This is a genomic window from Streptomyces sp. NPDC107471 (assembly GCF_055582845.1).
Genome location: NZ_JBVJPC010000003.1, coordinates 840,908 through 865,648, shown reverse-complemented (window position 1 = coordinate 865,648; position 24,741 = coordinate 840,908). Strand labels below are relative to the sequence as shown.

General features: G+C 72.1%; 19 protein-coding genes. 6 read left to right on the top strand and 13 right to left on the bottom strand.

Going from position 1 to position 24,741, the window contains the following annotated elements:
- Positions 1-238: 238 nt before the first annotated feature.
- Positions 239-1,711: an APC family permease gene (locus tag ACZ66S_RS13455; protein ID WP_469901631.1), complete on the top strand. Its 1,473-nt coding sequence runs from the start codon at positions 239-241 to the stop codon at positions 1,709-1,711.
- An 11-nt stretch (positions 1,712-1,722) separates the two neighbouring features.
- Positions 1,723-2,682: a hypothetical protein gene (locus ACZ66S_RS13450; protein WP_469901630.1), complete on the top strand. Its 960-nt coding sequence runs from the start codon at positions 1,723-1,725 to the stop codon at positions 2,680-2,682.
- Positions 2,683-2,695: 13 nt separating this feature from the next.
- Here ACZ66S_RS13450 and nicT read toward each other — a convergent pair whose 3' ends face one another.
- The 6 genes from nicT to ACZ66S_RS13420 form a co-directional block, all read right to left on the bottom strand.
- The gene (gene nicT / locus ACZ66S_RS13445; RefSeq protein ID WP_469901629.1) at positions 2,696-3,853 is read right to left on the bottom strand and encodes a Nickel transporter NicT; all 1,158 of its coding nucleotides are present in this window, start codon (positions 3,851-3,853) and stop codon (positions 2,696-2,698) included.
- Between the two features lie 127 nt (positions 3,854-3,980).
- On the bottom strand, positions 3,981-4,835 hold the full coding sequence (gene prcB / locus ACZ66S_RS13440; RefSeq protein ID WP_469901628.1) for a proteasome subunit beta: 855 nt from the start codon (positions 4,833-4,835) through the stop codon (positions 3,981-3,983).
- Between the two features lie 92 nt (positions 4,836-4,927).
- Positions 4,928-6,415, bottom strand: a complete 1,488-nt coding sequence (locus tag ACZ66S_RS13435) for a hypothetical protein (protein WP_469901627.1) — start codon at positions 6,413-6,415, stop codon at positions 4,928-4,930.
- 162 nt (positions 6,416-6,577) lie between these two features.
- Entirely contained in the window at positions 6,578-8,932 is a 2,355-nt protein-coding gene (locus ACZ66S_RS13430) for a glycoside hydrolase family 65 protein (RefSeq protein ID WP_469901626.1), read from the bottom strand.
- A complete protein-coding gene (locus tag ACZ66S_RS13425; protein ID WP_469901625.1) occupies positions 8,929-9,666 on the bottom strand; it encodes a beta-phosphoglucomutase family hydrolase in 738 nt (245 codons plus the stop codon). Before ACZ66S_RS13425 ends, ACZ66S_RS13430 begins: the two co-directional genes overlap by 4 nt.
- Positions 9,667-9,709: 43 nt before the next feature.
- The gene (locus tag ACZ66S_RS13420) at positions 9,710-10,156 is read right to left on the bottom strand and encodes a nuclear transport factor 2 family protein (protein WP_469901624.1); all 447 of its coding nucleotides are present in this window, start codon (positions 10,154-10,156) and stop codon (positions 9,710-9,712) included.
- A gap of 78 nt (positions 10,157-10,234) precedes the next feature.
- Here ACZ66S_RS13420 and ACZ66S_RS13415 point away from each other — a divergent pair, with 78 nt between their 5' ends.
- The gene (locus tag ACZ66S_RS13415) at positions 10,235-10,897 is read left to right on the top strand and encodes a nucleoside/nucleotide kinase family protein (RefSeq protein WP_469901623.1); all 663 of its coding nucleotides are present in this window, start codon (positions 10,235-10,237) and stop codon (positions 10,895-10,897) included.
- A gap of 22 nt (positions 10,898-10,919) precedes the next feature.
- Here the strand turns inward: ACZ66S_RS13415 and ACZ66S_RS13410 are convergent, their stop codons facing one another.
- The 6 genes from ACZ66S_RS13410 to ACZ66S_RS13385 all read right to left on the bottom strand — a co-directional run bounded on the left by ACZ66S_RS13410 (position 10,920) and on the right by ACZ66S_RS13385 (position 19,206).
- The gene (locus ACZ66S_RS13410; RefSeq protein ID WP_469901746.1) at positions 10,920-12,752 is read right to left on the bottom strand and encodes a hypothetical protein; all 1,833 of its coding nucleotides are present in this window, start codon (positions 12,750-12,752) and stop codon (positions 10,920-10,922) included.
- A gap of 70 nt (positions 12,753-12,822) precedes the next feature.
- Positions 12,823-14,541: a hypothetical protein gene (locus ACZ66S_RS13405; RefSeq protein WP_469901622.1), complete on the bottom strand. Its 1,719-nt coding sequence runs from the start codon at positions 14,539-14,541 to the stop codon at positions 12,823-12,825.
- A 10-nt stretch (positions 14,542-14,551) separates the two neighbouring features.
- Positions 14,552-15,454 carry a carbohydrate ABC transporter permease gene (locus tag ACZ66S_RS13400; RefSeq protein ID WP_469901621.1) on the bottom strand — a complete coding sequence of 301 codons (903 nt, stop codon included), beginning with the start codon at positions 15,452-15,454 and terminating at the stop codon, positions 14,552-14,554.
- Positions 15,451-16,362, bottom strand: a complete 912-nt coding sequence (locus ACZ66S_RS13395) for a carbohydrate ABC transporter permease (RefSeq protein ID WP_469901620.1) — start codon at positions 16,360-16,362, stop codon at positions 15,451-15,453. Before ACZ66S_RS13395 ends, ACZ66S_RS13400 begins: the two co-directional genes overlap by 4 nt.
- A gap of 123 nt (positions 16,363-16,485) precedes the next feature.
- Complete coding sequence (locus ACZ66S_RS13390) at positions 16,486-17,808, bottom strand: ABC transporter substrate-binding protein (protein ID WP_469901619.1); 1,323 nt, start codon at positions 17,806-17,808, stop codon at positions 16,486-16,488.
- A gap of 276 nt (positions 17,809-18,084) precedes the next feature.
- Positions 18,085-19,206, bottom strand: coding sequence for an ROK family protein (locus tag ACZ66S_RS13385; RefSeq protein ID WP_469901618.1), 1,122 nt, complete (start codon positions 19,204-19,206; stop codon positions 18,085-18,087).
- 309 nt (positions 19,207-19,515) lie between these two features.
- Between ACZ66S_RS13385 and ACZ66S_RS13380 the strand changes: the two genes are divergently transcribed.
- From ACZ66S_RS13380 to ACZ66S_RS13370, 3 genes are all read left to right on the top strand, one after another.
- Complete coding sequence (locus tag ACZ66S_RS13380) at positions 19,516-20,415, top strand: N-acetylglucosamine kinase (RefSeq protein WP_469901617.1); 900 nt, start codon at positions 19,516-19,518, stop codon at positions 20,413-20,415.
- 170 nt (positions 20,416-20,585) lie between these two features.
- Entirely contained in the window at positions 20,586-22,517 is a 1,932-nt protein-coding gene (locus ACZ66S_RS13375; RefSeq protein WP_469901616.1) for a phosphatase PAP2 family protein, read from the top strand.
- A gap of 90 nt (positions 22,518-22,607) precedes the next feature.
- A complete protein-coding gene (locus ACZ66S_RS13370; protein ID WP_469901745.1) occupies positions 22,608-24,281 on the top strand; it encodes an ArnT family glycosyltransferase in 1,674 nt (557 codons plus the stop codon).
- Between the two features lie 29 nt (positions 24,282-24,310).
- On the opposite strand, the gene ACZ66S_RS13365 is transcribed toward ACZ66S_RS13370, so the two are convergent.
- Complete coding sequence (locus tag ACZ66S_RS13365; RefSeq protein WP_469901615.1) at positions 24,311-24,712, bottom strand: DUF3662 domain-containing protein; 402 nt, start codon at positions 24,710-24,712, stop codon at positions 24,311-24,313.
- Between the last annotated feature and the right edge of the window lie 29 nt (positions 24,713-24,741).

Below are 24,741 nucleotides of genomic sequence, written 5' to 3'. Positions count from 1 at the left end.
TTACCCCCCAGTTAATCTTGAAGGGTCAAGGAATAGGGCTATCATCACTCGCACACACGGAGTGACCGGCCGTCCACGCAGCGGTCGTACGGTCTTCCGCGCCCTCTTCGGTTCCGCTTCTCACCGCCCCGGCCCGAGGTCACCCCTCCGCAATCCGGGACACCGCCACCCCCCACCCCCTTTTGCGCCGCGCGGTCCCCTCCGCCGTGCGTCGTGCCCGACGGAAAGCAGCACAACCATGAGCATCAGCAGGGGCAGAGGGCTGCAGGCCAACGCCCTCGGTACCTTCGACACCGTGGTGATGGCCGTCGCGGGCAGCGCGCCGGCGTACTCGATCGCCGCGACCACCGCGGTCCTGGTCGGCTCGGTGGGCCTGGCCAGTCCGGCGGCACTGCTGTACTGCGCGATACCGATGCTCGGCATCGCGCTGGCGTTCAGCTACCTCAGCCGCATCGACGTGAACGCGGGCGCCAGTTACTCCTGGGTGGGCCGTACGCTCCACCCCTTCCTGGGCTTCGTCTCCGGCTGGGCGCTGGTCATCTCGGCGACCATCTTCATGGTGGCCGGCTCGCTGCCCGCCGGTTCGATGACACTGGCCCTCTTCGACGCGGACCTCGCGGACAACACCGCGCTGTCGACCGTCGTGGGCGCGGCCTGGTTCGTGCTGATGCTGCTCGTGGTGCTCGGCGGCGCCCGGCTCACCGTGCGCGCCCAACTCGTCATGTCCGGTGTGGAACTGGCGATACTGGCCCTGTTCGCGGTGCTCGCCCTCTTCCACACGGGCAACGCGCGCTCCTTCGAGTGGTCCTGGCTGGGCTTCGGCCACTTCGACGGCATGGCGGGCTTCGCGTCGGGCGCGCTGATCGCCGCGTTCTACTACTGGGGCTGGGACGTCACCAGCAACCTGAGCGAGGAGACCCGCAACAGCCGCCGTACGACGGGACTCGCGGGGCTCATCGGGGTCGGCATCGTCTTCCTGCTGTTCGAGGTCTTCACCATCGCGGTGAACGTCATCCTCACCTCGAAGCAGATCGAGGACAACGACGCCAACGTGCTGGCCGTGCTCGGCGAGGAGATCTGGCCGGGCTGGGGCGGCAAGCTGCTGATCGTCGCGGTGATGCTGTCGACCATCGCCACGCTGGAGACCACGCTGATCCAGGTCACCCGCTCGCTGTTCGCGATGGGCCGGGACCGTACGATGCCGTCGGCGCTGGGCAAGGTGCACCGCCGCTGGAACACCCCCTGGGTGGCGATCGTGGTGGTCGGCACGGTGGCGCTGCTGATGTTCATCGCCTCCAACGCCCTCGGCTCGGTGGGCGACATCCTCTCCGACGCCATCTCGGCGATCGGCCTTCAGATCGCCGTCTACTACGGCCTCAGCGGCCTCGCGGTCGTCGTCGCGTACCGCAAGATGCTGCTGAAGTCCCCCACCGACTTCCTGCTCGGTGGGCTCTGGCCGCTGCTGGGCGCCCTGTTCATGTTCTGGATCTTCGTCGAGTCACTGGGCGAGCTGAGCACCGCCGCCATCGCCATCGGCATCGGCGGGCTGGCCGTGGGCCTGGTCCCGATGCTCTGGTACTGGAAGCGGGGCAGCGACTACTACCGGCCCGCGCGACTTGACGCGAGCCGTACCGTCGAGACGGACTACCTGCCCGACGGCGCGACGGCCGGGCCCTCACTCGTCCACGAGGGTCTCCCCACCGACTTCTGAGGGGCTGTGCGATGGCGAGAGACCGTTTCGCCCCCGAATTCGATCCCGACTGCGGGGACCTCCCGCTCACCAGCGCCCGCCAGGACATCGTCATCGGCCGCTGGCAGGGCCTGCGCGAACTGCTGCGCGCCACCGGGCCCGACTGGCTCTCGCGGGGCCACCGGGTACGGGCGCTCGCCCAGGCCTGCGCGGGCAGTTCGACCGTCGAGTCGTGGCTCGCGGCCGAACCGCACAACGGTGACGCGCTGGTGCTGCGGGCGGCCACCGAGACGGCCCGGGCGTTCAACCTGGCCATCGCCGCGGGCCGGGGCGTGCCGATCGACCAGCGCCGCGTCGACGCCGCGGTGATGGCCTGCCTCCAGGCGTCGGAGGCGTTCGTGGACGACCCGACGCCATGGATCTCCCTGATCTCGGTGGCCAGGCTGTACCCGGCCGGCGTCCGGCGGCAGGAACTGGGCCGCTGGTGGGACGAGTTGCACGGCCGCGACCCGTACAGCGTCGAGGGCCACCTCCAGGTGCTGCACTACTACTCGGCCCGCTGGCACGGCTCGAACGGCCTGATGTACGACTTCGCCCGGGACGCGGCCGGCGTGGCACCGCCGGGTTCCGCGCTGCCGGTGCTGGTGCAGTACGCGCGGGTCGAGGAGTACCGCACCGCGACGGACGCCACCGAGGACCGGCGCACCCCCGTGGGCCTGGGCCAGCACTGGAAGAACGACGGGGCCGTCAGCGACGTACGGCGCACCTGGCAGCGCTGGATCGTGGGCCGCACCGACGGGACGGTGGCCCCGGGCGAGCTGCGCGACCTCAACTACCTGACCCACGCGGCCTGTCACGCGGGCCTGGCGGAGATCGCGGTACCGCTCCTGCGTCTCCTGGACCGCCGGGGCACCCGCACCCCGTGGTCGTACACCGGCGATCCGGAACAGCAGTTCGTCAAGTGGCGCAAGGAGTTCCGGGTGCGGGCGTGAGCGGGGCGGGACGTCAGCCGCCGGTCCGCTCGTCCGCCAGGCCCGCCGTCCACTTCTCCTCGATGCGGCCCACCTTCCACACCACCAGGGCGACGATCCACGTGGCGAGGAACAGCGCCACGATGACGAAGCCCAGGAGGTTGAGGTCGAGGCCGCTGATCCAGGACCAGAAGGGGCCGCGGAGGTCCAGCCTGTCGGCCAGCAGGCCGAGGAGCTCGACCGTGCCGATGAGAAGGGCCACCGCGACCGACAGGCCGGTGATCGTGAGGTTGTAGTAGACCTTGCGGACCGGCTTGGAGAACGCCCAGCCGTAGGCGAAGTTCATGAAGGAGCCGTCGATCGTGTCCAGGAGGGACATGCCGGCGGCGAAGAGGACGGGCAGGGTGAGGATCGCGTACCAGGGCAGCCCGGAGGCCGCGCCCGACCCGGCCAGGACCAGCAGGGCGATCTCGGTCGCCGTGTCGAAGCCCAGGCCGAAGAGGAGGCCGAGGGGGTACATCTGCCACGGCTTGGTGATCGACTTCATGACTCGGCCGAGCAGGCGGTTCATGAAGCCGCGGTGGTTCAACTGCTCCTCCAGCGCGGCCTCGTCGTAGCGGCCGGAGCGCATCCGCCGGAACACCTTCCAGATGCCCACCAGGACGACCAGGTTGACCGCGGCGATCAGATAGAGGAACGCGCCCGAGACGGTCGTACCGATCAGCGCGGTCACGTCGTGCAGGTGGGAGTCGTCGTCGCGGACCGGTCCCGCGAGGGCCTTGACGCCGAGCGAGAGCAGCAGGGCGAGGACGAAGACCACGCTGGAGTGACCGAGCGAGAACCAGAAGCCCACCGACAGCGGCCGCTGCCCCTCCCCCATGAGCTTGCGGGTGGTGTTGTCGATGGCCGCGATGTGGTCGGCGTCGAAGGCGTGCCGCATCCCGAGCGTGTAGGCGGTGACGCCGATGCCGATGCCGAAGGACTTCTCGCCGACGGCGTAGTGGTGCGGGGCGACGATCGCGACGAGGGTGACCCAGCCGACCACGTGCAGGCCCACCACGACCGCGGCCATGCCGCCCGCCCTGATCCACTCCTGCCGCGTCATGGAGCCACGGACGCGGTGCCGTACCGAGCCCCGCACGGGGGCGTCGGCGGCGGGGAGGGGCGGAGCGGAGTCAGGGGCGGCCGTCATCGGGCGGAGGATCCTTCTTCGGGGGGCACGGCCGCGGTCAGCAGCCTCGTGCCATCCTCCGGTACCTGCAAGTCATGTGCAGTAAAGCCCGTGACAGGTCTTTCCCACGACTGGGGAAAGTGCCCGTTCAGGGCGTCGCGTTCGGCCCGTCCGGCCGGTCGCGGCGCTTCTCGACCATCTCGCGGCTGAGGTCCGCGGTCTCCTGCTCGGCAAGCCGCTCGAAGCCGTCCTCGGTGATGACGGAGACGATGGGGTAGATCCTGCGGCTGAGGTCGGGGCCGCCGGTGGCGGAGTCGTCGTCGGCCGCGTCGTAGAGCGCCTGGAGCGCGGCGAGGGCGGCCTCACGGCGGTCCAGGCCCCTGCGGAACAGCTTTTTCAACGCGCCCCTGGCGTACGGCGATCCCGAGCCCTCGGCGTGGAAGTCGGTCCTCTCGTAGAGGCCCCCGGCGATGTCGAAGCTGAAGATGCGGCCGCGTCCGCCCTCGGGCGCGGAGGGGTCGTAACCGGTGAGGAGGGGGACCACGGCGAGGCCCTGCATGGCCTGGCCGAGGTTCTGGCGGATCATGCCGGCGAGCCGGCGCGCCTTGCCGTCGAGGGTCATGGCGACGCCCTCGATCTTCTCGAAGTGCGTCAGCTCGACCTGGTAGAGCTTGACCATGTCGAGGGCGAGTCCGACGGTGCCGGCGAAGGCGACCGCCGTGTGGTCGTCGGCGGGGTGCACCTTCTCCAGGTCGCGCTGGGCGATGAGGTGGCCCATGGTGGCTCTGCGGTCGCCCGCGATGAGCACGCCGTCGCGGTAGGACAGGGCCAGCACGGTGGTGCCGTGCGGCACCTGGTCCGGTGCGGCCCGCACACCGTCGGGCAGGACACGGCGGGTGCTGAGCAGTTCGGGGCGGTGGGCCGCCAGGAACTCGGTGAAGGACGAGGAGCCCGGGGTGAAGAACTCCTCCCCCAGCCGTCCGCCGTTCTCGTTCCACGCCATGGCACTCCCCCTCGCCCTCGCGCCGACATCCGAGTCCTACCAGAAGCGCGGGGGCCGGAAACGCCGGTCGCCGTTCACAGCTTTCCGGGGCGTCAGGTCGGCCCGTGCGCACTCACGTTCGGCGCCACGTGGATGTCCATCCCGGCGGCGGGCACGGTGGGCCAGTCGCGGGCGTAGGCGGGTGGCGCGGCGCCGTGACGGGTGAGGACGGCGACGGGCATACGGTGGGAGGCCCCGACGATCCCGGCCTCGGTGCTGTTGGCGTTGTGGCCCCAGGCCGCCGCCGAGGTGCACCCGGCGTAGTAGGCGACCGGGACCGACAGACGGCCGGTGAGCAGACAGGGCCGGCGCACCCCCAGGCGGTTCAGCTCGTCGGCGGTGTCGGCCCAGTCGCGGTGGTGGCCCGTGGTGCGGTGCACCGTGCGCTCCAGCACGGCGTACTGCACCGCCAGGTGACCTGCCAGCCCGATCGCGAGCAGCACCGCCGGGACGGGCCGCCACCGGCCGGCCGGGGTGGTCGCCAGATGGAACAGCGCGTCGGCGACCGGGATCGCGAGCAGGGCGTAGGCGGGCAGCAGGAAGCGCGGGGCCGCGTACCCGATCAGGAACAGGTAGGGAACGGCGGCCGTCGCGGCGCAGGCCAGCGGGACGAGGGTGGCCCGGGTGCGCCCGGCCCGCACGGCGACCACCAGTCCGACGGCGGCCAGCAGCGGCAGGACCGCCCACCAGACCATGACGGCGGGGTCCGGCATCGGCCCCGTGCAGGGACGGCACAGCGACCGGCCGCTCAGGCTGCGCAGTTGGTCGTCCACGGCGAACTGCGGGCCGAGCCCGCCCTGGATACGGGAGCCCTCGTGCAGCCGCTCGGCCAGGCCGCCGTAGCTGACGTACGCCTCGACGACCCACTGCGTGCCCCCCGCCACCAGTCCGGCCAGCAGGGCGAGGACGGACCGTGGGCTGCGGCCGACGGCTGCGGCGGCGAGCAGCGGGAGGGTGACCCACACGGCGTCGGTGGGCCGCATCCACGCCATGAGGCAGGCGCCCGCCGCGACCCCCCACAGGGCCCTCGGGTCCCTGCGGGCCCGCAGGAAGCAGCCGGCCGCGCCCAGCCCGCCGACGGCGACCCAGTAGTTCGGCATGGCCTGAGGACCGTAGAACAGGGTGATCCACAGGGAGGCGAACAGGGCGCCCGCGACGGCGAGGACACGGACCGGGAAGAGGCCGCGCCAGGCGCGCAGGGCCAGCCACAGGCCGAGGCCGGACAGCACGGCGAGGTAGACCCGCAGGAGTTCCGTCGAGGTCGACCAGCTCGCGATCGGCGCGACCAGCAGGGAGACCCCGCGGGCGCGCGGGGCGCTGAAGAAGGCGGCCGGGGCCTGGGTGCCGACCTGGCTGACGTACACGGTCTCGTCCCAGCCGAGGCCCATGCCGGGGCGGACGAGGAGGAGTTGGGCCAGGGTGAATGCGGCGCCCACCACCGCGAGCGGCCAGGAGCTGCCGGCGCGCCGTGACGCGCCGGAGGCGACCGACGGTGTGCGCCGGTCGCCTCCGACGAGCAGCGCGCTGTCGCCGTGGGTCATCGTCCACCCCTCCCCCGTGTGCCTCGGGGACTGGTCAGGTCCTCGAAGGCTGCTGTCCTCGAAGGCTTGTGCCCTCGCAGGCACGGACAACCTAACCCGGGGCCGGAGGGGGTGCAGGGCGGAGTTCGGCCAAGCGGCGCCTGTCCGGATCGCCCGTCCGGGTCAGCGGGCGTGCGGGGCGCGGTGCCGGGGCGGCTCCGGAGCCAGGCGGTCCCTCGGTGCCGGGACGGGTCGGACCACGGGGCCGTCGCCGTTCACGGTGATCGGGGTGCCGTGGTGGCGGATCGTCAGCGGCGCCCCCGACCGCAGGGTGTACGTCGCCTTGTCCGGGCCGATCTCCACCCGCAGACAGCGGCCGAGGAGCTGCAGGTTGAAGGCGAGGCGGCTGAACCGCTCCGGCAGCCGGGGCGCGAAGCGCAGGGAGTCGCCGTCGCGGCGCAGACCGCCGAACCCGGCGACCAGGGCCGTCCAGGTGCCGGCGAGGGAGGCGATGTGGAGGCCGTCGCGGGTGTTGTTCTCCAGGTCGGCGAGGTCCATCAGCGCCGCCTCGGCCGTGTACGCGTAGGCGAGGGACAGGTGTCCCGCGCGGGCCGCGACGACCGCCTGCACGCAGGCCGACAGGGAGGAGTCCCGTACGGTCAGGGGTTCGTAGTAGGCGAAGTTGCGGGCGATCTGCTCCTCGTCGTGGAACTCCTCGAACCAGCCGCTGCACAGGTACATCGCCAGCACCAGATCGGCCTGCTTGACGACCTGTTTGCGGTAGATGTCGAAGTAGGGGAAGTGCAGCATCAGCGGGTACTGGTCGGCGCGGGTGCCCTCGAAGTCCCAGCGCTGGTAGCGGGTGAAACCGGCGTGCTGCTCGTGGACGCCGAGTTCGTCGTTGTAGGGGATGTGCACGGCCTCGGCGGCGTCCCGCCAGGCGGCGCTCTCCTCGTCGTCGACGCCGAGCTCGGCGGCCCGCTCCGGATACCGGCCGCACACCTCGGCCGCCGCGAGGAGGTTCGCGCGGGCCATGAGGTTGGTGTACGTGTTGTCGTCGGCGACCGCGCTGTACTCGTCGGGCCCGGTGACGCCGTCGATGTGGAAGACGCCGTGGTGGTCGTGGTGGCCCAGCGAGCGCCACAACCGGGCGGTCTCCACGAGGAGTTCGACGCCGGTGTCGCGTTCGAAGTCCGTGTCGCAGGTGGCCTCGGTGTACCGCACGACGGCGTCCGCGACGGCCGCGTTGACGTGGAAGGCGGCGGTGCCCGCGGGCCAGTACGCCGAGCCTTCCGAGCCCTCGATGGTCCGCCAGGGGAACGCGGCGCCGTTCAGGCCCAGTTGCGCGGCGCGCTCGCGGGCCGCGGGCAGTGTCTTCTGCCGCCAGCGCAGGGCCTCGGCCACGGCGCGGGGCTCGGTGTAGGTGAGCAGGGGCAGCACGAAGGTCTCGGTGTCCCAGAAGGCGTGCCCGTCGTATCCGGACCCGGTCAACCCCTTGGCGGGGATGGCGCGTTGCTCCGCGCGGGCGCCCGCCTGCAGGACGTGGAAGAGGGCGAAGCGGACCGCCTGCTGGATCTCCTCGTCGCCGTCGACCTCGACGTCGGCGCGGGCCCAGAAGTCGTCGAGATAGGACCGCTGCTCGTCCAGGAGTCCGTCCCAGCCGCTGTGGGCCGCGGCCGCCAGCGCCGCGTCGACCTGGTCGCTCATCGCGGGCCGCGAACGGCCCCCGGACCAGCCGTGGGCGACGAGCTTCTCCACCCGCAGCCGCTGCCCCGGCTCCAGGACGGAGGTGACGGTCAGCCGGGCGAGGTCCACGGTCTCCTCGCTGCTCATGGTGGTGCGTTCCGGTCCCTCGATCACGTGGTCGGCTGCCACGGCGACCCGCAGTCCGCTGTGCCGGGTGCGGTGCACGAGGCGCAGCCGGGTCCCGTCGGCGAAGCCCTCCTCGTGCTCCAGGGGTGACTTCAGGGTCTTGGAGGCGCGCGGGTCGCCGTTCGAGCCGGGCAGGCTCTCGTTGGTGACCAGCTCCGACTGGATCACCACCCGGGTGCGGCTGTCGACGGGCTCCACCTCGTAGGCCACGGCGGCGACCGCCCGCTGGGTGAGCGAGACGAGCCGGGTCGAGCGCACCCTTATCCGCGAGCCCGCCGGCGAGATCCACTCGCAGGACCGCTCCAGGACGCCCCGGCGCAGGTCGAGGCAGCGTTCGTGGGCCACGAGACGGCCGTAGCGCAGGTCGAAGGGCTCGTCGTCGACGAGGAGCCGCACGATCTTGCCGTTGGTGACGTTGATGGCGGTCTGGCCGGACTCGGGGTAGCCGTAGCCCGCCTCGGCGTACGGCAGCGGATGCAGTTCGTGGACGCCGTTGAGGTAGGAGCCGGGCAGGCCGTGCGGTTCGCCCTCGTCGAGGTTGCCGCGCCAGCCGACATGGCCGTTGGACAGGGCGAACACGGACTCGCTCTGGGCCAGGACGTCGAGGTTGAGGTGGGTCTCGCGGACGGCCCACGGCTCGACGGTGTAGGAGCGTTGGGTGATCACGCGTGTCCTCCGAGCTCGGCGAGGCCCTTCACGACGATGTCCGCGCCGTGCTCGTACAGGGCGTCGGTCTGTCCGACGCGGTCGAGTCCGACGACGTATCCGAACCCGCCCGCGCGGCCGGCGTCCATGCCGGCGAGGGCGTCCTCGAAGACGGCGGAGCGGGGTGCGTCCAGGCCCAGGTCCTCGGCGGCGGCGAGGAAGGTGTCGGGGTGCGGCTTGCCGGGCAGCCCGCGCTCGGCCGCGACCACTCCGTCGACGCGTACGTCGAAGAGGTCCTCGGCGTCGATCGCGCGCAGCACGTCACGGCAGTTGGCGCTGGAGGAGACGATCGCGGTGCGCAGACCCTGGGCGCGGGCCGCGCGGATGTAGGCCAGGGTGTCGTCGTATGCCTCGACGCCGTCCGTGCGGATCTTCTCCAGGACGAGGGCGTTCTTGCGGTTGCCGAGGCCGTTGACCGTCTCCGCGCCGGGGGGATCGTCGGGTTTCCCGTCCGGCAGTTCGATGCCGCGGGAGGCGAGGAAGGTGCGCACGCCGTCGGCCCGCGGCAGGCCGTCGACGTACTCGTCGTAGTCGTGGTCGTCGAAAGGCCGGAAGTGTTCTCCCTCGCGTTCGCGCAGGAACGCGTCGAACATCTCCTTCCAGGCGGCCGCGTGCACGACGGCCGTCCTGGTGACGACCCCGTCGAGGTCGAACAGGCAGGCCTTGATCTCTGCGGGTAGACCGAGCTCCGTCATACAGGACACGGTGCCCAGCCTTTCGCCTCGTCAACAAACGGATTCAGTCGTGCGGGAAGGAGTGGTGCTCGTGGGCCACCAGCCAGCGGCCGCGTTCCTTGCGCAGACCGAAGGTGAGCCGGAGCCGGAAGCCGGGGTCGGCGGCGAGTTCCTCCGGGGTGGCGCAGCGCACCAGGGCGTGGGCGTAGGCGACGTCCCGGCCCGCGGTGACGTGGAGGGACTCGATGTCGAAGCGGGCGCCCTGGGCCTGCCAGGCGAAGAACGGCGGCCAGGCCGCACGGTAGGCGGCGAGTCCTCGGATGCCGTGGTGGGGTGAGGCCACGTCGAACATCACGATGTCCTGGGCGTGGTCCGCGCTCACGCCGGCGAGGTCCCCGCGGTGGACGGCCGCGGCCCACGCGGTGATGAGGGCGCGGATCCGCGCCTCGTCGGAGGCGCCGGCGGCGTCCGGGGCGCCCGAGGCGTCGGACCGGTCGTGGTACTGGGGCACGGCTGGGGCTCCTTTCTCCCCCTTGCGCTCTCCAGGGTGCCTGGCCGACCTGAAGTCATCGAATGACACACTCGGTGTGTGCCGCTGACCTTCGACGACCTCGTGACCCGTGCCCGTTCCCTCGCCGCGCCCGGCAGGCGGGCGGTGCTGGGTGTCGCCGGCTCCCCCGGCGCGGGCAAGACGACCCTCGCCGAGCATCTGGTGCGGGCCCTGAACGGCCCGGGCGAGCCCTGGGTGGCGCACGTCCCCATGGACGGCTTCCACCTCGCCGACGTGGAGCTGGACCGGCTCGGGCTGCGGGACCGCAAGGGGGCGCCCGAGACCTTCGACGCCGCCGGTTACGCGGCCCTGCTGCGGCGGCTGCGCGAGGAGACGGACGGGGACGTCGTGTACGCGCCGGGCTTCGAGCGGGTGCTGGAACAGCCGCTCGCCGGGGCGATCCCGGTGCCGCCGACGGCCCGTCTGGTCGTCACCGAGGGGAACTACCTGCTGCTCGGCACCGGCGCCTGGGCGCGGGTGGGGCCCGCCCTGGACGAGGTGTGGTTCTGCGAGCTCGACGAGGACGAGCGGCTGCGCCGGCTGGTCGCCCGGCACGAGGAGTTCGGCAAGACCCACGAGGAGGCGGTGGCGTGGGTGACGCGCTCGGACCAGCGCAACGCGGAGCTGGTGGCGGCGACCCGGGACCGGGCCGACCTCGTGGTGCCGGTGTCGGCGCTGCCGCGCGCCGGCACCCGGGCGTGAGGCTCGGCCCGGCCCCGGCGCCTCAGCAGGCGGACAGCGTCAGTTCGGGCTCGCCGTGGGCGTCGCCCGCCGGGTCGCCGATGCGCGCGGTGAAGACCCCGGTGTGCACCGTGAGGCCCGTGCCCTCGCGCGCGAAGGCCGCCGTGAAGGAGCCCGCGGGGCCGTAGCGCACGGCGAAGGCGTGCAGGTCGTCCGGCGCGTCCGGGACCGGGCCCGCCTCCAGGGCCGTGGAGCTGACCAGGTGGCGCCAGCCCTCGTCGGGGTTGCCGTAGCCGCGGGGGTCGGCGGCCAGGGCGAAGGCGGCCTGCTCCTGGGTCGTCGCCGAGCGGGCGTCGAAGTGGTCGGCGCCCTCCGCCTCGGGGTGGGTCAGCCGCAGGGCGCCCGCGGAGGCCACCTCGCCCTCGGCCGTCCGGCGCACCCTGTCGCCGTCGTCCTCGGCGTACGGCAGCCCGGCCAGCAGGTGGGGCGTGCCGGGCAGGCGTTCCACGGTGACCGTGGTCCACAGGCTCGTGCCGTCGGTGACGTACAGGGACTGGAGATGGCGCAGGACGTGGTCGCGGCCGACGACCGGCTTGGTGACCAGCTTGGCGGTGAGGCCGTCGGCGCGCACGTCGCGCACCCGGACCTCGCCCATGGGGCGGCACAGCAGGAAGCCGTCGACGACGGGGCCGAAGCCGTGCTGGCGGTTGACGGCCGCGGGCAGGTAGTAGGTGCCCGCCGCCTCCACGACCGCCGGTGTCATCCGGGAGTCGAAGGCCACCGAGACGCTGCCGGCGCGCAGTTGGTGGCGGGCGGTCGCGGTGGACGGCTCGCGGTGCCAGCGGGCGGTGTCCTGGATCTGCCAGACCAGCATCCAGGCGAAGTGGCCGTCGACTGCCCCGTCCGCCTTGACCGCGTGCCGGCCCCAGTGGGAGTCGCCCCGGTAGCGGCCGAGGTCGGCGCCGACGCGGGCACCGAAGTAGCGCAGTCCCAGGACCGATTCGAAGGCGGAGTGCTGCTCGCTGTAGCGCGGTCCGCCGTTGTCGAAGCCGCCGTTGGTGAGCCGGGCGTCGATGTAGCGGGCCAGGGTGTCGCCGTCCTCGGCGAACATCTCCTCGCCGCTGACCCGGTGGGCCTGGGCGAGGAAGGACAGGGAGATCGGGCCGTAGTTGTTGTCGTAGGCGCCGCCGTGCTCGGGCGGCAGGGCCGCGCCGCGGTCCTCGACCCGGTGGGCGCGGATCTCGTCCCGGTACAGGCGCAGGGCCCGCGCACGCACCGACTGCGCCTCGGGGTCCGGCACATGGGCCGCCAGCATCAGGCCGCCGACCACGCAGCCGATCGCCTGGTTGGCGGCCTCCTGCGGGTTGAAGAAGGTCGCCTCGGTGAGCCAGCGCCAGTATCCGCGGGCCACGTCGAGGAGTTCGTCCTTCAGGCCGTCGTCGACGAGGCCCTCCGCCGCGTCGAGCACGTTCACCGCCTGGAGCAGCGCCCACACCGTGCTCGGCCAGTCGCCGACGGGGTGGGCGCCCGCCGCCAGGGTGTAACGGGCGTACGGCAGACCGGAGTCGCGCACTTTCAGGTTCGGGTAGCCCGGGTTGTCGTCGGTGTACACCCGCTCGCGCAGATGGAAGCGCAGGCTGCGGCCGACCGCCTCCGGCAGCCTCGGGTCCTTGCCGCGCTGCCAGGCGAACGCGAGCAGGGAGGTGATGCCGAGCGAGGTGTCGCCGATGTCGTCGACACAGTCGGGGTGTTCGAGGTTGCCCTCGGGGGTGATCCGCTCCAGGGCCTGCTCGACGACGTCGGCGAGGACCGCGTCGTAGGCCTCCGGGCTGTCCGGCAGGTCGTGCAACGGACCGAGCTGGCGCGGGAGATGCACGGGAGTGGACATGTGCTGCACGGGGTTCAGCCCTTCCTGCCTGGGGTGGCCATGGCGTGGTTCGTCGGGGTCACTCGGCGGGCGCGGACCGGCGGGCGCGCAGGGCGACGGTCAGGGTCTGCGGGCCCAGGCCGCCGAGGTAGACGCGGGTTCCGGTCGTCGCGTCGGTGCCGCCCGCCACGGTGTGGTCCTGGCCCGGGTCGTAGCGCAGCACATCGGTCCGGTCCGGGCCTGCGAGGGGTTCGCCCGCCTCGACGGCGGCCTCGACACGGATCTCGTCGTCGCCGACGCGGTAGGTCATCGGCCCGGTCGTCAGGCACCAGCGCCCGTCGCCGAGCGGTACGGCGCCCTGAGGCTCGCCGCCCGGCCGGAAGGTCAGTTCGAGGGCCCAGGGCACCGGTGGGCCGCTGATGTCGAACCGCAGGTCGGCCCCGTCCTCCCGCAGGTCGACCTCGACCCGGGTCGTGTGGGAGACCTGGTCCTGCGTGCGGTCGGGGAAGGCCATGGCCGCGGAGAAACGGCCCTCGTCCACCAGGCGGTATGCGCCGTCCTCGCGTCTGCGTTCCTTCGGGAGCGGCTGGTAGTAGGCGCTGGTGAGGGTCTGGGTGAGCCGGTACCGGTGGTCGGCGAGCTGTTCCATGTCGGCGGCACGGAACGGGCCCAGGTCGAAGAAGGCCCGAGAGAGGCGGACCGCGTCGAGGACGGCGGCACCGGCGAACATGCGCAGGAAGGTGGGGTTGCAGGCGAGGCCCGAGCGGATGCGCCGGTGCTCGGGCACGTCGGAGCCGCCGTACACCACGGTGTGCGCGGTGGCCGAGGCGTGTGCGGCGAGGCGTGCGGTGCGGAGGTACCGCGCGCGCGGGAACCGCTCCGGATCCGGGGCCGGCAGGGCACGGCACAGGTCCGGGGTGAGGAGGGTCTGGGCGAGCAGGTCGGGGTCGTCGATGCCGCCGGCGGCCGCCAGACGGGCCGCGCGGGCGAAGTCGCCCCGGCCGGTACGGATCGCGAGCAGCCGGTAGTGCGGCAGGTAGGGCCACAGCGCGAACGGCAGCTTCTGGTCCTGGCGGCGCGAGTGGACGGTCTCCACCGTGCCGTCCGGCCTGATCAGGTCCAGGGTCGCGGCGAGGTTGCGTTCGACGGCGTCCGACAGGTCGGTGCGCCCGAGCACCTCGGCCAGCAACAGCAGCGCCGGATTGGTCACGACGGACGCGTAGACGGCGCTGCGCTCGGAGTACAGGCCGTCGGTGTCGATGTCGACGCCCTCGGCGAGCCACTCCTCGACGCGGGCGAGGAGCCGGTCGTCGGGGAAGGAGCGGTGCAGCCGGGCGAGGGCCGCGCTCAGCTCCCAGCGGTGGTTCGGGGTGTGCACACCACCGGTCAGGAGACTGGCGGTGGCGGCGCCGGCGATCTCGGCGAGCCCGGCCGCCGGCTCGGCCAGTTCCGGTCCCGAGCCCGCGGCGAGGACGTACGCGTCGCACACGTCGTTGACGGTGAACGCGGAGTCCGGGGGTGACTGGACGTTGTCGCCGCCCGCGAAGAGACCGGTGGGTGTCTGCACGGCCCGCAGGGCGCGCAGGTGGGTCGTGGCGGCGGCGACGGCCCGCTCGCTGCCGTGCAGGGCCGACTCCGGGGAGCGGTACGCCGCGACGAGGGTCTTCACCCGCCACGCCAGATCACGGTGCGGCACACCGGCGGGTACCTCGTCGGGTCCGGCCGTGAGGGGGGCGGCCGACCGGTCGGCGGCGCGGGCCACCGACCGGACGAACTCGTGGTCGAGCGGGGTGGACAAGGTCGGTCCCTCAGTCCTTCAGTCCGGCGTTGATGTCGGCGTTCATGACGTACCGCTGGAACACCAGGAAGACCGCGATCAGCGGGATCATGGAGATGACCGAACCGCCGAGCAGGACGGACCAGTTGATGTTCTGTGCGCCGACGAGGCTCTGGATGCCGATCTGCACGGTGAACTTTTCGGGGTCGTTCAGCATCAGCAGCGGCCAGATGTAGTCGTTCCACCGCCACTGGAACGACAGGATGGCGAGCGTCAGCATGATGGGCCGGGAGATCGGCACCATGATCCGCAGGAAGATCGACAGTTCACGGGCGCCGTCGATGCGGGCGGCCTCGATGAGCTCGTCGGGGACCGTCAGGAAGAACTGGCGGAACATGAAGCAGCCGGTGGCCGTGAGCACGGCCGGCAGGATGATGCCGCCGAAGGAGTTGTAGAGGCCGAGGTCGCGGACGACCAGGAACTCGGGGGCGAGCATGACCTCGGAGGGCAGCATCGTGGTGGCCAGGATGCACAGGAAGAACGCCTTGAGCCACTTGTTGTCGTACTTGGCCAGCGCGTAGCCGGTGCAGCAGCTCGCTCCCACGGTGAGGACCGTGGTGATCACGCACACGATGGCCGTGTTGATGAAGTACTGGGAGAAGTTCGCGCTGTCCCACGCCGCCTTGTAGCCCGACAGGGTCGGGTTGTGCGGGAGCACCGTCAGCGGCAGGGAGAACAGGTCCCCGGCCGGCTTGAAGGAGCTGAGGACGAACCACGCGACCGGCAGACCGTAGAGGGCCGCCAGGATCCACAGCAGTGTCGTCGCGGACACCGCCCCCCGGAGCGTTCCGTTGCCCGCCCTGCGGGTCCGCTTCCTGACGGCGGGCCGTCCGGGACCGGCGTCGACCGGGCGAGGGAGGTCTGTGGTGGTCATCGGTTCTCCATCCGCCGGTTGACGATCAACTGGATGATCGCGACGGCCATCAGGATGAGCATGAGCACGAACGACGCGGCGCTCGCGTAGCCGATCTGGCCCGTCTTGAAACCGGTCTGGTAGATGTACTGCACGAGCAGGTTGTTCGAGGTGCCCGGTCCGCCGTTGTTGAGGGCGAGGAAGAGCGGGTACTCCTTCATCGCGTTGATCGTGTTGAGCAGGATCACGATGAAGGACGTGGGCGCGATGCTCGGCAGGGTGATGCTGAGGAACTGCCGCCAGGAGCCCGCGCCGTCGAGCGAGGCCGCCTCGTAGTACGACACCGGTACGTTCTTGATCGCGGCGATGAACAGCAGCATCGAGAAGGCCGTGCCCCACCAGGCGCCCGCCATGACCACGACGCCGAGCGACAGGTCCGCGTTCGACTGCCACGCGATCGCGTCCCCGCCGAGCTTCTCGATGACGTAGTTGATCAGTCCGAAGTTCTCACCGAACAGCCACCGCCACAGGACACCCACCACGATGGGCGAGATGAGCCACGGCACGAAGAAGACGACCCGGGCGATCGACGCCCCCTTGGCCTGTTTGTTCACCACCAGGTTGGCGACGAGCAGCGAGAGCACGAAGTTCAGCGGCACCACGAGCACGGTGTACAGCAGTGTCCGGGACAGCGCGTCGTAGAAGGTGGAGTCACCGAAGAGGTGGCTGTAGTTGTCCAGTCCGACGAACTGGAACGCCCCCACACCCGTGTAGTTCGTGAAGGAGTAGACGAGCCCGATCACCGCCGGCCAGACGAAGAACAGCGAGAAGAGCACGACGTTGGCCGCGATGAGGACGAGCGGCGCAAGGGTGTACTTACTGCGTCTCCTGGGCGGGCTCACGGACACGTCCGAGGCGCGTTTTGTCATCTTCCTGACTCCGTGCTGGTGGAATGGATTCCTGCGGGCTCAGGCCCTGAGCCCGACGTCACGCGGGGGGCCGGGGCCGGACGGGGGAAGTGAGTCCCGGCCGCCCGGCCCGCCGGCCGACGATCAGCCGCCGACCTGCTGGTTGTAGCCGGCCACGATGTTCTCCAGGGCCTTGTCGGCCGACTGCTGGCCGTTGATCGCCTTGCCGAGCTCCGTCTTGGTCGGGTCCTCGGTGAGGCTCTTGCCCTTCAGCACCCAGTTCGTCTGCGCGCTGTTGAAGTAGCCCGAGATCGGGGCGTAGAGCGGGATCTCCTGGTTGTAGAGCTTGAACGCCGCCTGCGCCGCCTCGGACTCGAAGGGGTACTTCGGGTTCAGACCGCTCTCGACGGGCAGGAAGCCGGAGGCCTCGCACAGCGCCTGGTAGTGGGCGGGCTCGTACAGCCAGGACAGGAACTTCGTCGCGGCCTTGGACGCGTCGGCGTTGTTGTTGAAGCCGACCGTCATGCCGCCGCTGTTGACGTCACTGGCCTGCACCGGCTGCGCGGGGGTCGGGACGCTGGCCCACTCGAACTTCTTGATGCTGTCCGCGAAGGCCGGCACCTGCCACACGCCGGACCAGTAGGCGACGACGTCACCGCTCTGGAACATGGCGGACGGGTCGGCGCCGCTGGTCCACACCGACTTCGGCATGGTCTTGTCGTCGTTCCAGCCGACGAAGGTGTTCACGGCCTTCTTGGTCGCCGCGTCCACCGAGAACTTGCCGGCGGAGTCCGCGTGGACGTAACTGCCGCCCATCTCGTACACCATGGCGCGCAGCCGGGACGGCGACTGGTCGAAGGTCAGGGAGTACTTGGCGCCGGTCTTCTCGCGCACCTTGTCGGCCGCGGCGATGAAGTCGGTCCAGGTCCAGGTCTTCGACGGCTCGGTCGGGAAGGAGACCCCGGCCTTCTCGAAGAGGGACTTGTTGATGAAGAGGCCGGAGGCGGTGACGTCCGAGGGGATGGACAGCACCTTCCCGGAGGAGTCCTTGGCGACGAAGTTCGCGTTGATCTTGTTCGTCTTGTTGTTGGCGATGGAGCTGAGGTCGATCAGCTTGTTCGACCAGATCGGGTCCAGCGCCGGCACCGCCGCCACGTCGGGCAGGGAGTTCGCCTGCGCGGCGTTGTGCAGCTTCGTGGTGTAGCCGTCGTAGGGGATGTTGACGAGCTTGACGTTGACGCCGGTTTCCTTCTTGTACTGCGCCACCATCTTCTTCCAGCCCGCGTCCTGCCCCGGAACCGTGGAGATCCAGAACGTCAGGGACTTGGAGGTCCCGCCCGAGTCGCCACCGCCTCCGCAGGCGGAGAGCAGCAGGGCACCCGCCGAGGCGGCGGCAGCGAGGGAAACCAGGCGGCGCATGCCGCCGCGGCCGAGACGGCTAGAGCGCCGCACACCCACAGTGGTCATCTTCGATCCCTTTTTTCGTGGTAGGGGACGGAGCACGGCGCCGACCGACGCGGCACTGGTGCAGTTTGCAGGAGGTTCGCTTTCCGAGGGCGCGGCCTCGCCCGGCCGCGTCGTCCTGACGGGCGAGGGTCCCCGGCCGCTGTGGGCCGTCACCGCACGGGCACGCCCTCGTGCGGTTGCCGTACGTCGAGTACGGGCGGGACGCTCGCCCAAGCCGGCGTCCCGGCCGACTTAGAAAGCGCTTGTCCGGACATTGGCAGACCGAGTCCGAAACCGTCAATCCTTCGCCCTCGCCGCCTGGGTCACGGTTTGGACTCCTCGGGCCACCGCGAGCCGTGCCGCGCCCACGACGGTGCCCAGCTCGCCGACCTGGCTGCTGACCACCTCGGTGGGCCAGCTCAGCCGCTCCAGCTCGGCCCGCACACCGGCCAGGAGCTGCGGATACGCGCCGGTGCTGCCGCCCAGCACGAGCAGCCCCGGGTCCAGTACGGCGGTCACGGCGGCGGCCAGCCGGCCCACGTCCACGGCATGCCGGGCGACGATCGCACGGGCCGTGGCACTGCCCTGCGCGGCGAGGGCGAACAGCCGCTCGGCCGTGCGCGGGCAGGCACCGTCGGACTCCGGCCAGGCCTCGGCGGCCCGGCGCAGCAGGGAGCGGGACCCGATGTACTCCTCCAGGGCCTCGTGGCGGGGCTCCTGGTCGTCGTCCCAGGGGTAGGGCAGCCTGGCCAGCTCACCGGCGGCGCCGTTGGCCCCGGCCAGCACATGGCCGCCCACGACGATGCCGAGACCGATGCCGACGCCGATCCGCAGGTAGCCGAAGGTGTGCCGGCCGCGGGCGGCGCCCTCGTGCAGTTCGGCGAGGGCCGCGCAGTTGACGTTGTTCTCCAGGTGGACGGGCACGCCGGGCGGCAGGGCGACGGTCATCGCGTCGAAGACGGGACCGGCCTTGGCCGTGGCGGGGCGCATCCGCTGCGGCGCGGTGACGTCACCGACGGCCACCACGATGGCGCGCAGCGGGGCGTCGGGGGGCAGTGCCGAGAGGGCGTCGCGGACCACGTCGGCGGCCTCCTCCCGGGGGCCGGTGGTCTCGGCGAGCAGGGTGCCGTCCAAGGCGCAGCCGCGGACCCGGGTGAGGGCGGGGCCGAGGTCGACGGCGAGCACGGCGCCCGCGGCCGGGCCGAGGCGGTAGACGGCGGCGCTGCGGCCCGTCCCGCCCGAGGAGGTGCCGGAGTGGGCCGCGAGATGGACGCCCTCCAGCTCGGCGACGGCGGAGGAGACCGTCGGCTTGGACAGGCGCGCCAGGCTCGCAAGCTGTGGCCGGGTCGCGGTGCCCGCCTGGGCGAGCACCGCGAACACGGCGCTCGCGCTCTCGGTCAGACGGGGGGCTCTCGCCACGTCGTGTTCCACACTTCCCCCAGGTCACAGGCCGCTCTCCCGGGCCGAGCGACTCGGCGGGAGACGGCGATGGGTTGCTCCGGCGTCGTACGTTCCCACCCGGGACGGGGGGCCCGGGAAGTCGAGTGCGCGACGCCTATTGACACGCACTGTACTTCGTTAGTTAACTTCCTAACGAACGTCACGGTACTCGCCTGCCGTGGTCCGTCAGAAGCCCGTCCCGGGGCTTCCCTAGTTCTCCAACCGCCTTGCCCCCAGGCACGGTTCGCCCACCGTCGCAGCACACAGCGCAACGACGAAAGAGGTTCCGTGCAGGACACCGCACCCCTGGTTGTCGGCATCGACGTGGGCGGCACCAAGACCCGGCTCCGCGCCTTCGCGGGCGACACCCTGGTCGCCGACCACGTCCGGCCCAGCAGCGGCTGGCGGCCCCACGACCCGGTGGCCGCCGCCGGTTGGCTGGCCGCACTGGCCGCCGACACGCTCCCTTCGGGCGCCCGCCCGTCCGCCCTCGCCGTCGGCGGGCACGCCTGCGAGACCCCGCGCCAGTGCGCGCAGATCCGCACCGCCCTCCAACTGCACTTCGACGCGCCCGCGCTGGTCGTGGGCGACGCCGAACTGCTGGTCCCCGCGGCGGGACTGGACAAGGGGGTCGGCCTGGTCGCCGGCACCGGCTCGGTGGCCATGGGCCGCTTCGCCGACGGCACCCCGGTCCAGGTCGGCGGCTGGGGCGCGCTCCTCGGTGACGAGGGCGGCGCCGCCGGCCTGGTCCGCGAGGCCGTCCGTGCCGTGTGGGCGGCGCACGACCGCGGCGAGGAGCCCGACGCGCTGGCGCTCGGTCTGCTCGCCGGGTTCGACGTCCCCGAAGCACCCGCGCTCGGCGCCGCGTTGGAGCACGCCACGGCCGCCTCCGCCGACTGGGGCCGGCACGCGCCGGCCGTCTTCGCCGCCGCCGAGGCCGGATCCCCGCTCGCCCGCACCGTGATCGCCGAGGCGGGCCGCGCCCTCGCCGCGCTCGTCGAACGGCTCGCCGCCCGCGGGGTGGTGGTCGACGACGTCGTGGTCGCGGGCAGTACCGTCCTCGCCCAACCGTCCCTGTACGACGCCTTCGTGTCGGCGCTGGCCGACAGCGTGCCGTCGGCCCGGCCGCGCCCCCTGCGGGCACCGCCGGTGGACGGCGCGGTGGCGATGGCCCGTTCACTCCGGTGACATCCGCGGGACCCCGCGTCTCCTCCGGTCCGACATGACCCGCCCGTAGATCTTCGCTCGTACGACCTCAGAAAGCGCATTCGGCACCCAGGCCGTCAAGCGCATCACGAGTCGCATCCGCCCCACCTCCCCGGCCGCACGGCCGCAGAACTCCAGAGAGAGGCAGACCCATGCCGTCATCCGCCGGGCAGCACTCCCCCGGGCAGCTCACCGCACGCGCCATGCAGCGAAGGGGATTCCTCAAGACGTCCCTCGGCGTCTCGGCCGGCGTCCTGGCCGCGCCGACCTTCGCCTCCTGGCTGGGCGCCGCGGACGCCAAGGCCGCCTCCGCCGCGGCCGCGTTCGTGGACGACTACAGGTCCAACGTCATGGCGAACCTGACGCCCGAGACCAACGCGGTGGTGCGGGTCCTCGGCGGCTTCGCCCGGGTGTGGAAGACCGGCGACGACTGGAACACCGGCACACCGCTGCGGCCCGAGGTGCTGCGCGCCAACATGCGCTACTGCGCTCGCGTCACCCGGGCGCGCACCGAGGCACAGGCCAAGGAGGCCTTCCTCTACGACCGCCAGCACCAGAGCTACGCCATGATCGGCGGCCTCGGCCCGCTGGCCGGCCTCTACCGGTCCGGCGCCAAGGCGGTCACCTCGATCACCGGCGCGCCCGACACCACCCCGGCCACCACCGTCAGCGACGCTGTACCGGCCGGCGCCCCGGCGGGTTCGGCGATCGGCGCGGGCTCCTACGACTCCTCGCTCGGCCAGGTCGCCAGGCTCGTCGACACCGTGCGCGGCCCGTACGCCTCCGGCAATCCCGGCAAGTACGCCTTCCAGTACCCGCGACCGTGGCGCATGAACGAGGACAGCGAGGTCGTCGACACGGGCGCCAAGGACGCCCTCGGCTACCCGGTCTACGACTCGCAGGTGGTCGTCGCCACCCAGTTGCTGCGCCAGCGCAGCACCTCCCCGGTGGACGACGGCGGCTTCCCCAGCGGCCACACCAACGCCTTCCACCTGGCGGGACTGGCCTTCGCGTACGCCGTACCCGAGCGCTTCCAGGAGCTCGTGACGCGAGCCTTCGAGCTGAGCCACACCCGGATCGTGTCCGGCATGCACTCGACGGTCGACGTCATGGGCGGCCGCATCATGGCGACCGCGCTGGCCGCCGCCACGCTGGCCGACCCCGCGAACGCCGAGCTGAAGGCGGCGGCCCGGGCGCAGGCGCTGCGGTACTTCACCGAGCAGACCGGCACCACGGCCGACACCCTCTTCGCCTACGCCCACGCGGACACCGCCGACGCGTACGCGGACCGGGAGGCCAACGCCCGTTCCGTCAAGCCCCGGTTGACCTATGTGCTGCACCGGGACGGCGGCGACGCGCCGTTCACCGTGCCCAAGGGCGCGGAGGTGCTGCTGGAGACGCGGCTGCCGTACCTCGACGCCGCGCAGCGCCGTGAGGTGCTGCGCACCACCGGGCTGCCCTCGGGCTACGTCCTGCTCGACGGCTTCGAGCAGTGGGGCCGGATCGACCTGTTCGCCGCGGCGGACGGTTACGGCTCCTTCGACTCGGACGTCACCGTCACGCTGGACGCGGCCGCGGGCGGCTTCCACGCGGCCGACGCCTGGCGCAACGACATCGACGGCCGCGGCGGGCTGACCAAGCGGGGCAGCGGCACGCTCGCCCTGACGGGGCACAACCGGTACACCGGCGGGACCGTGCTGAAGGAAGGTGCGCTGGTCGCGGGTTCGGCCCACGCGCTGGGCCACGGGGACGTGCGGGTGCAGGGTGGCAGGCTGACGGTGGACGGCAGGTCGCTCCAGGTCCACGGCACCTACAGCCAGGAGTCCGGCGCCCTGGAGGTGACGCTGCGCGCGGGCCAGGAGCCGGTCCTGGAGGTGACGCGGCGCGCGGTGCTCCGCGCGGGCAGCGTGCTCTCGCTGGAGCTGGACGCGAAGAGGCCGCCGGCGGCCGGGCACACGGTCCGGGTCCTCGGCTGCCGCGGACTGCGCGGCCAGTTCGACCGCGTCGAGCTGAACTCCGGCACGCTGCGGGCCGTACCCGTCTACACGGCGGAAGGTCTGTCGGTACGACTCCTGAAGCGGTGACGCCCGCGGGGCGGGAGGCGGTGCGAGAGTGGCCCCCATGAGGTGCTCCCGGATCGCTCCCGCCGCCGTGCCGGGCCCGCCGCCGGGCGGATGATGGCGAGCGAGCAGCAGACGGTCCTGGCCCCGGCCCCCGGGACCCACGACGACGAGGTGCGGAAGCCACGAGCGGTCCGGCGGTGGCTGGTGCCGCTCCTCGTCGTCGTGCTGCTCGCGCAGATGGCGGCCGTCATGGTGACGACCGCCGTGCAGCAGACCCCCACGATCGACGAACCGGTCTACGTGGCCACGGCCGCCGAGTACCTGCACGGTCAGGGCATCCGCCACAACCCCGAGCACCCGCCGCTCGGAAAGCTCCTGATCGCGGCCGGGGTGGCGATCGCCGACCCGCACGTGGACACGGCGTTCGACGGACCCCAGATCGACCTGGGCCCGCATCTGCTGTACGAGTCGGGCAACGACCCCTGGCGGCTGATGTTCTGGGCCCGGCTCCCGGTCCTGGTGTTGACGCTGCTGTTCGGGCTGGTGGTCTTCGCCTTCGCCCGGGAACTGGCCGGCCGGGCGGCGGGCGTCGCGGCCCTCGCCCTGTACGCCTTCTCGCCCGATGTCGTCGCCCACGGTTCGCTGGCCACGCTGGACGTGCCCATGGCCGGTTTCCTGCTCACCTCGGTGTGGCTGCTGTGGCGGGCCCGTGCACGGCCGCGGCGGTACGTGCCCCTCGCCGGCCTGGCGCTCGGCGCGGCCCTCGCGACCAAGATGAGCGCGCTGCCCGCCGTGCCGGTCCTGCTGGGGCTGGCCGCCCTCTCGGTGTGGACCGCGGGCAGCGGTGACGACAGGCGCCGGCGCGTGCTGCGCATGCTCGCCGGGGCCGCGGTCCTGACGCTGGCCGCCGTAGCCGTCGTATGGGCGTCCTACCTCGTGGTCGATCCGCGGATGCGGGGTGCCGCCCAGGACCAGGTGCCGGTGGTGCGCGGGCTGCGCGGGACCCTCGTGGACCTGCTGCCCTTCCCGAAGGCCTACGCGGACGGGATGCGCGTTCAGTTCCGCTTCGAGAACCACCCGTGGGAGGGCTTCCTGTTCGGGCGGTTGTACACCGGCCACCTCTGGTACTACCTGCCGGCCGCACTGCTGGTGAAGACCCCGCTGGGCCTGCTCGCGCTGTGGGCGGCGGGTGCCGTGGTGCTGGTGACGGTACGGCGGTTGCGGCCCGTCACCCCGTATCTCCTCGTGCCCGCCGGGGTGCTGCTGGCCTCGGCCATGACCGGCTCGCGCGACTTCGGCACCCGGTACACCCTGTTCCTGCCGATGTTCCTGGCGGTGGCCGCCGGCTGCGTCCTCGCGGTGCGCCGACACTGGGCGACGGTCGCGACCGGGGCGCTGGTGCTGTTCGTCGCGGTCAGCTCGGCGCGGGCCTTCCCCTACTACCTGCCGTACTCCAACGAGGCGTTCGGCGGTCCGGCCCGCACCCATCTGCGGCTGCACGACTCCAACGTCGACTGGGGACAGGACCTCGGCCGGCTCGCCGACCGGCTGCGCGAGCGCTACCCCGGCGAGCGGGTCTGGCTCGTCTACAAGGGCAGCGGCGTGCCCGCCGCCTACGGCATCCGGGCGGCCGATCCGCGCGAGGTGCCGGTGGACGAGGTGCGCGGACTGCTGGTCGTGTCGGACTCGTCGGTCGCCAAGGCGAAGGGCCGGCTGGCCGAGTTGATCGACTCCAGCCGTCCCGTCGACGAGGTCGGCCACTCGATCACGATCTACCGCCGATGACCCCCGCGGCCGGCGCGACCCGGGGCCGTTCAGCGCAGCGCGTGCTGGAAGCCCTCGGCGCTCACGTTCGGCATCGCCGCGCTCGTCACGCGGTAACGGCCGTTGGGCACCCGGTCGGACCGGGAGATGTGCACGGTGAGCGGGCCCGCCCACTCGTAGCCCTGCCGTTCACCGTGGCGGGCCAGGCTGTCCGTGAGCACCTGGCCCACGGTGCTGCCCCGGCGCACCAGTTCGTCGTAGGCGAAGTCCGCGAGCTCGACGTCGTACGCGTTCGGGACCACCACCCTGCTCTCACTGCACACGACCACGTTGCTGTCGCACTCCTGCCGCAGGGCGTCGAGGAGTTCGACCGGCTCCCGGTCGACGACCCGCGCCCACAGCGCCTCCCACCCGTGCTCCATTGCCTGTTCCAGCGCGCTCAGCGCACCCATGGCCACTCCCCTGCCGATAGCTCTGGTTT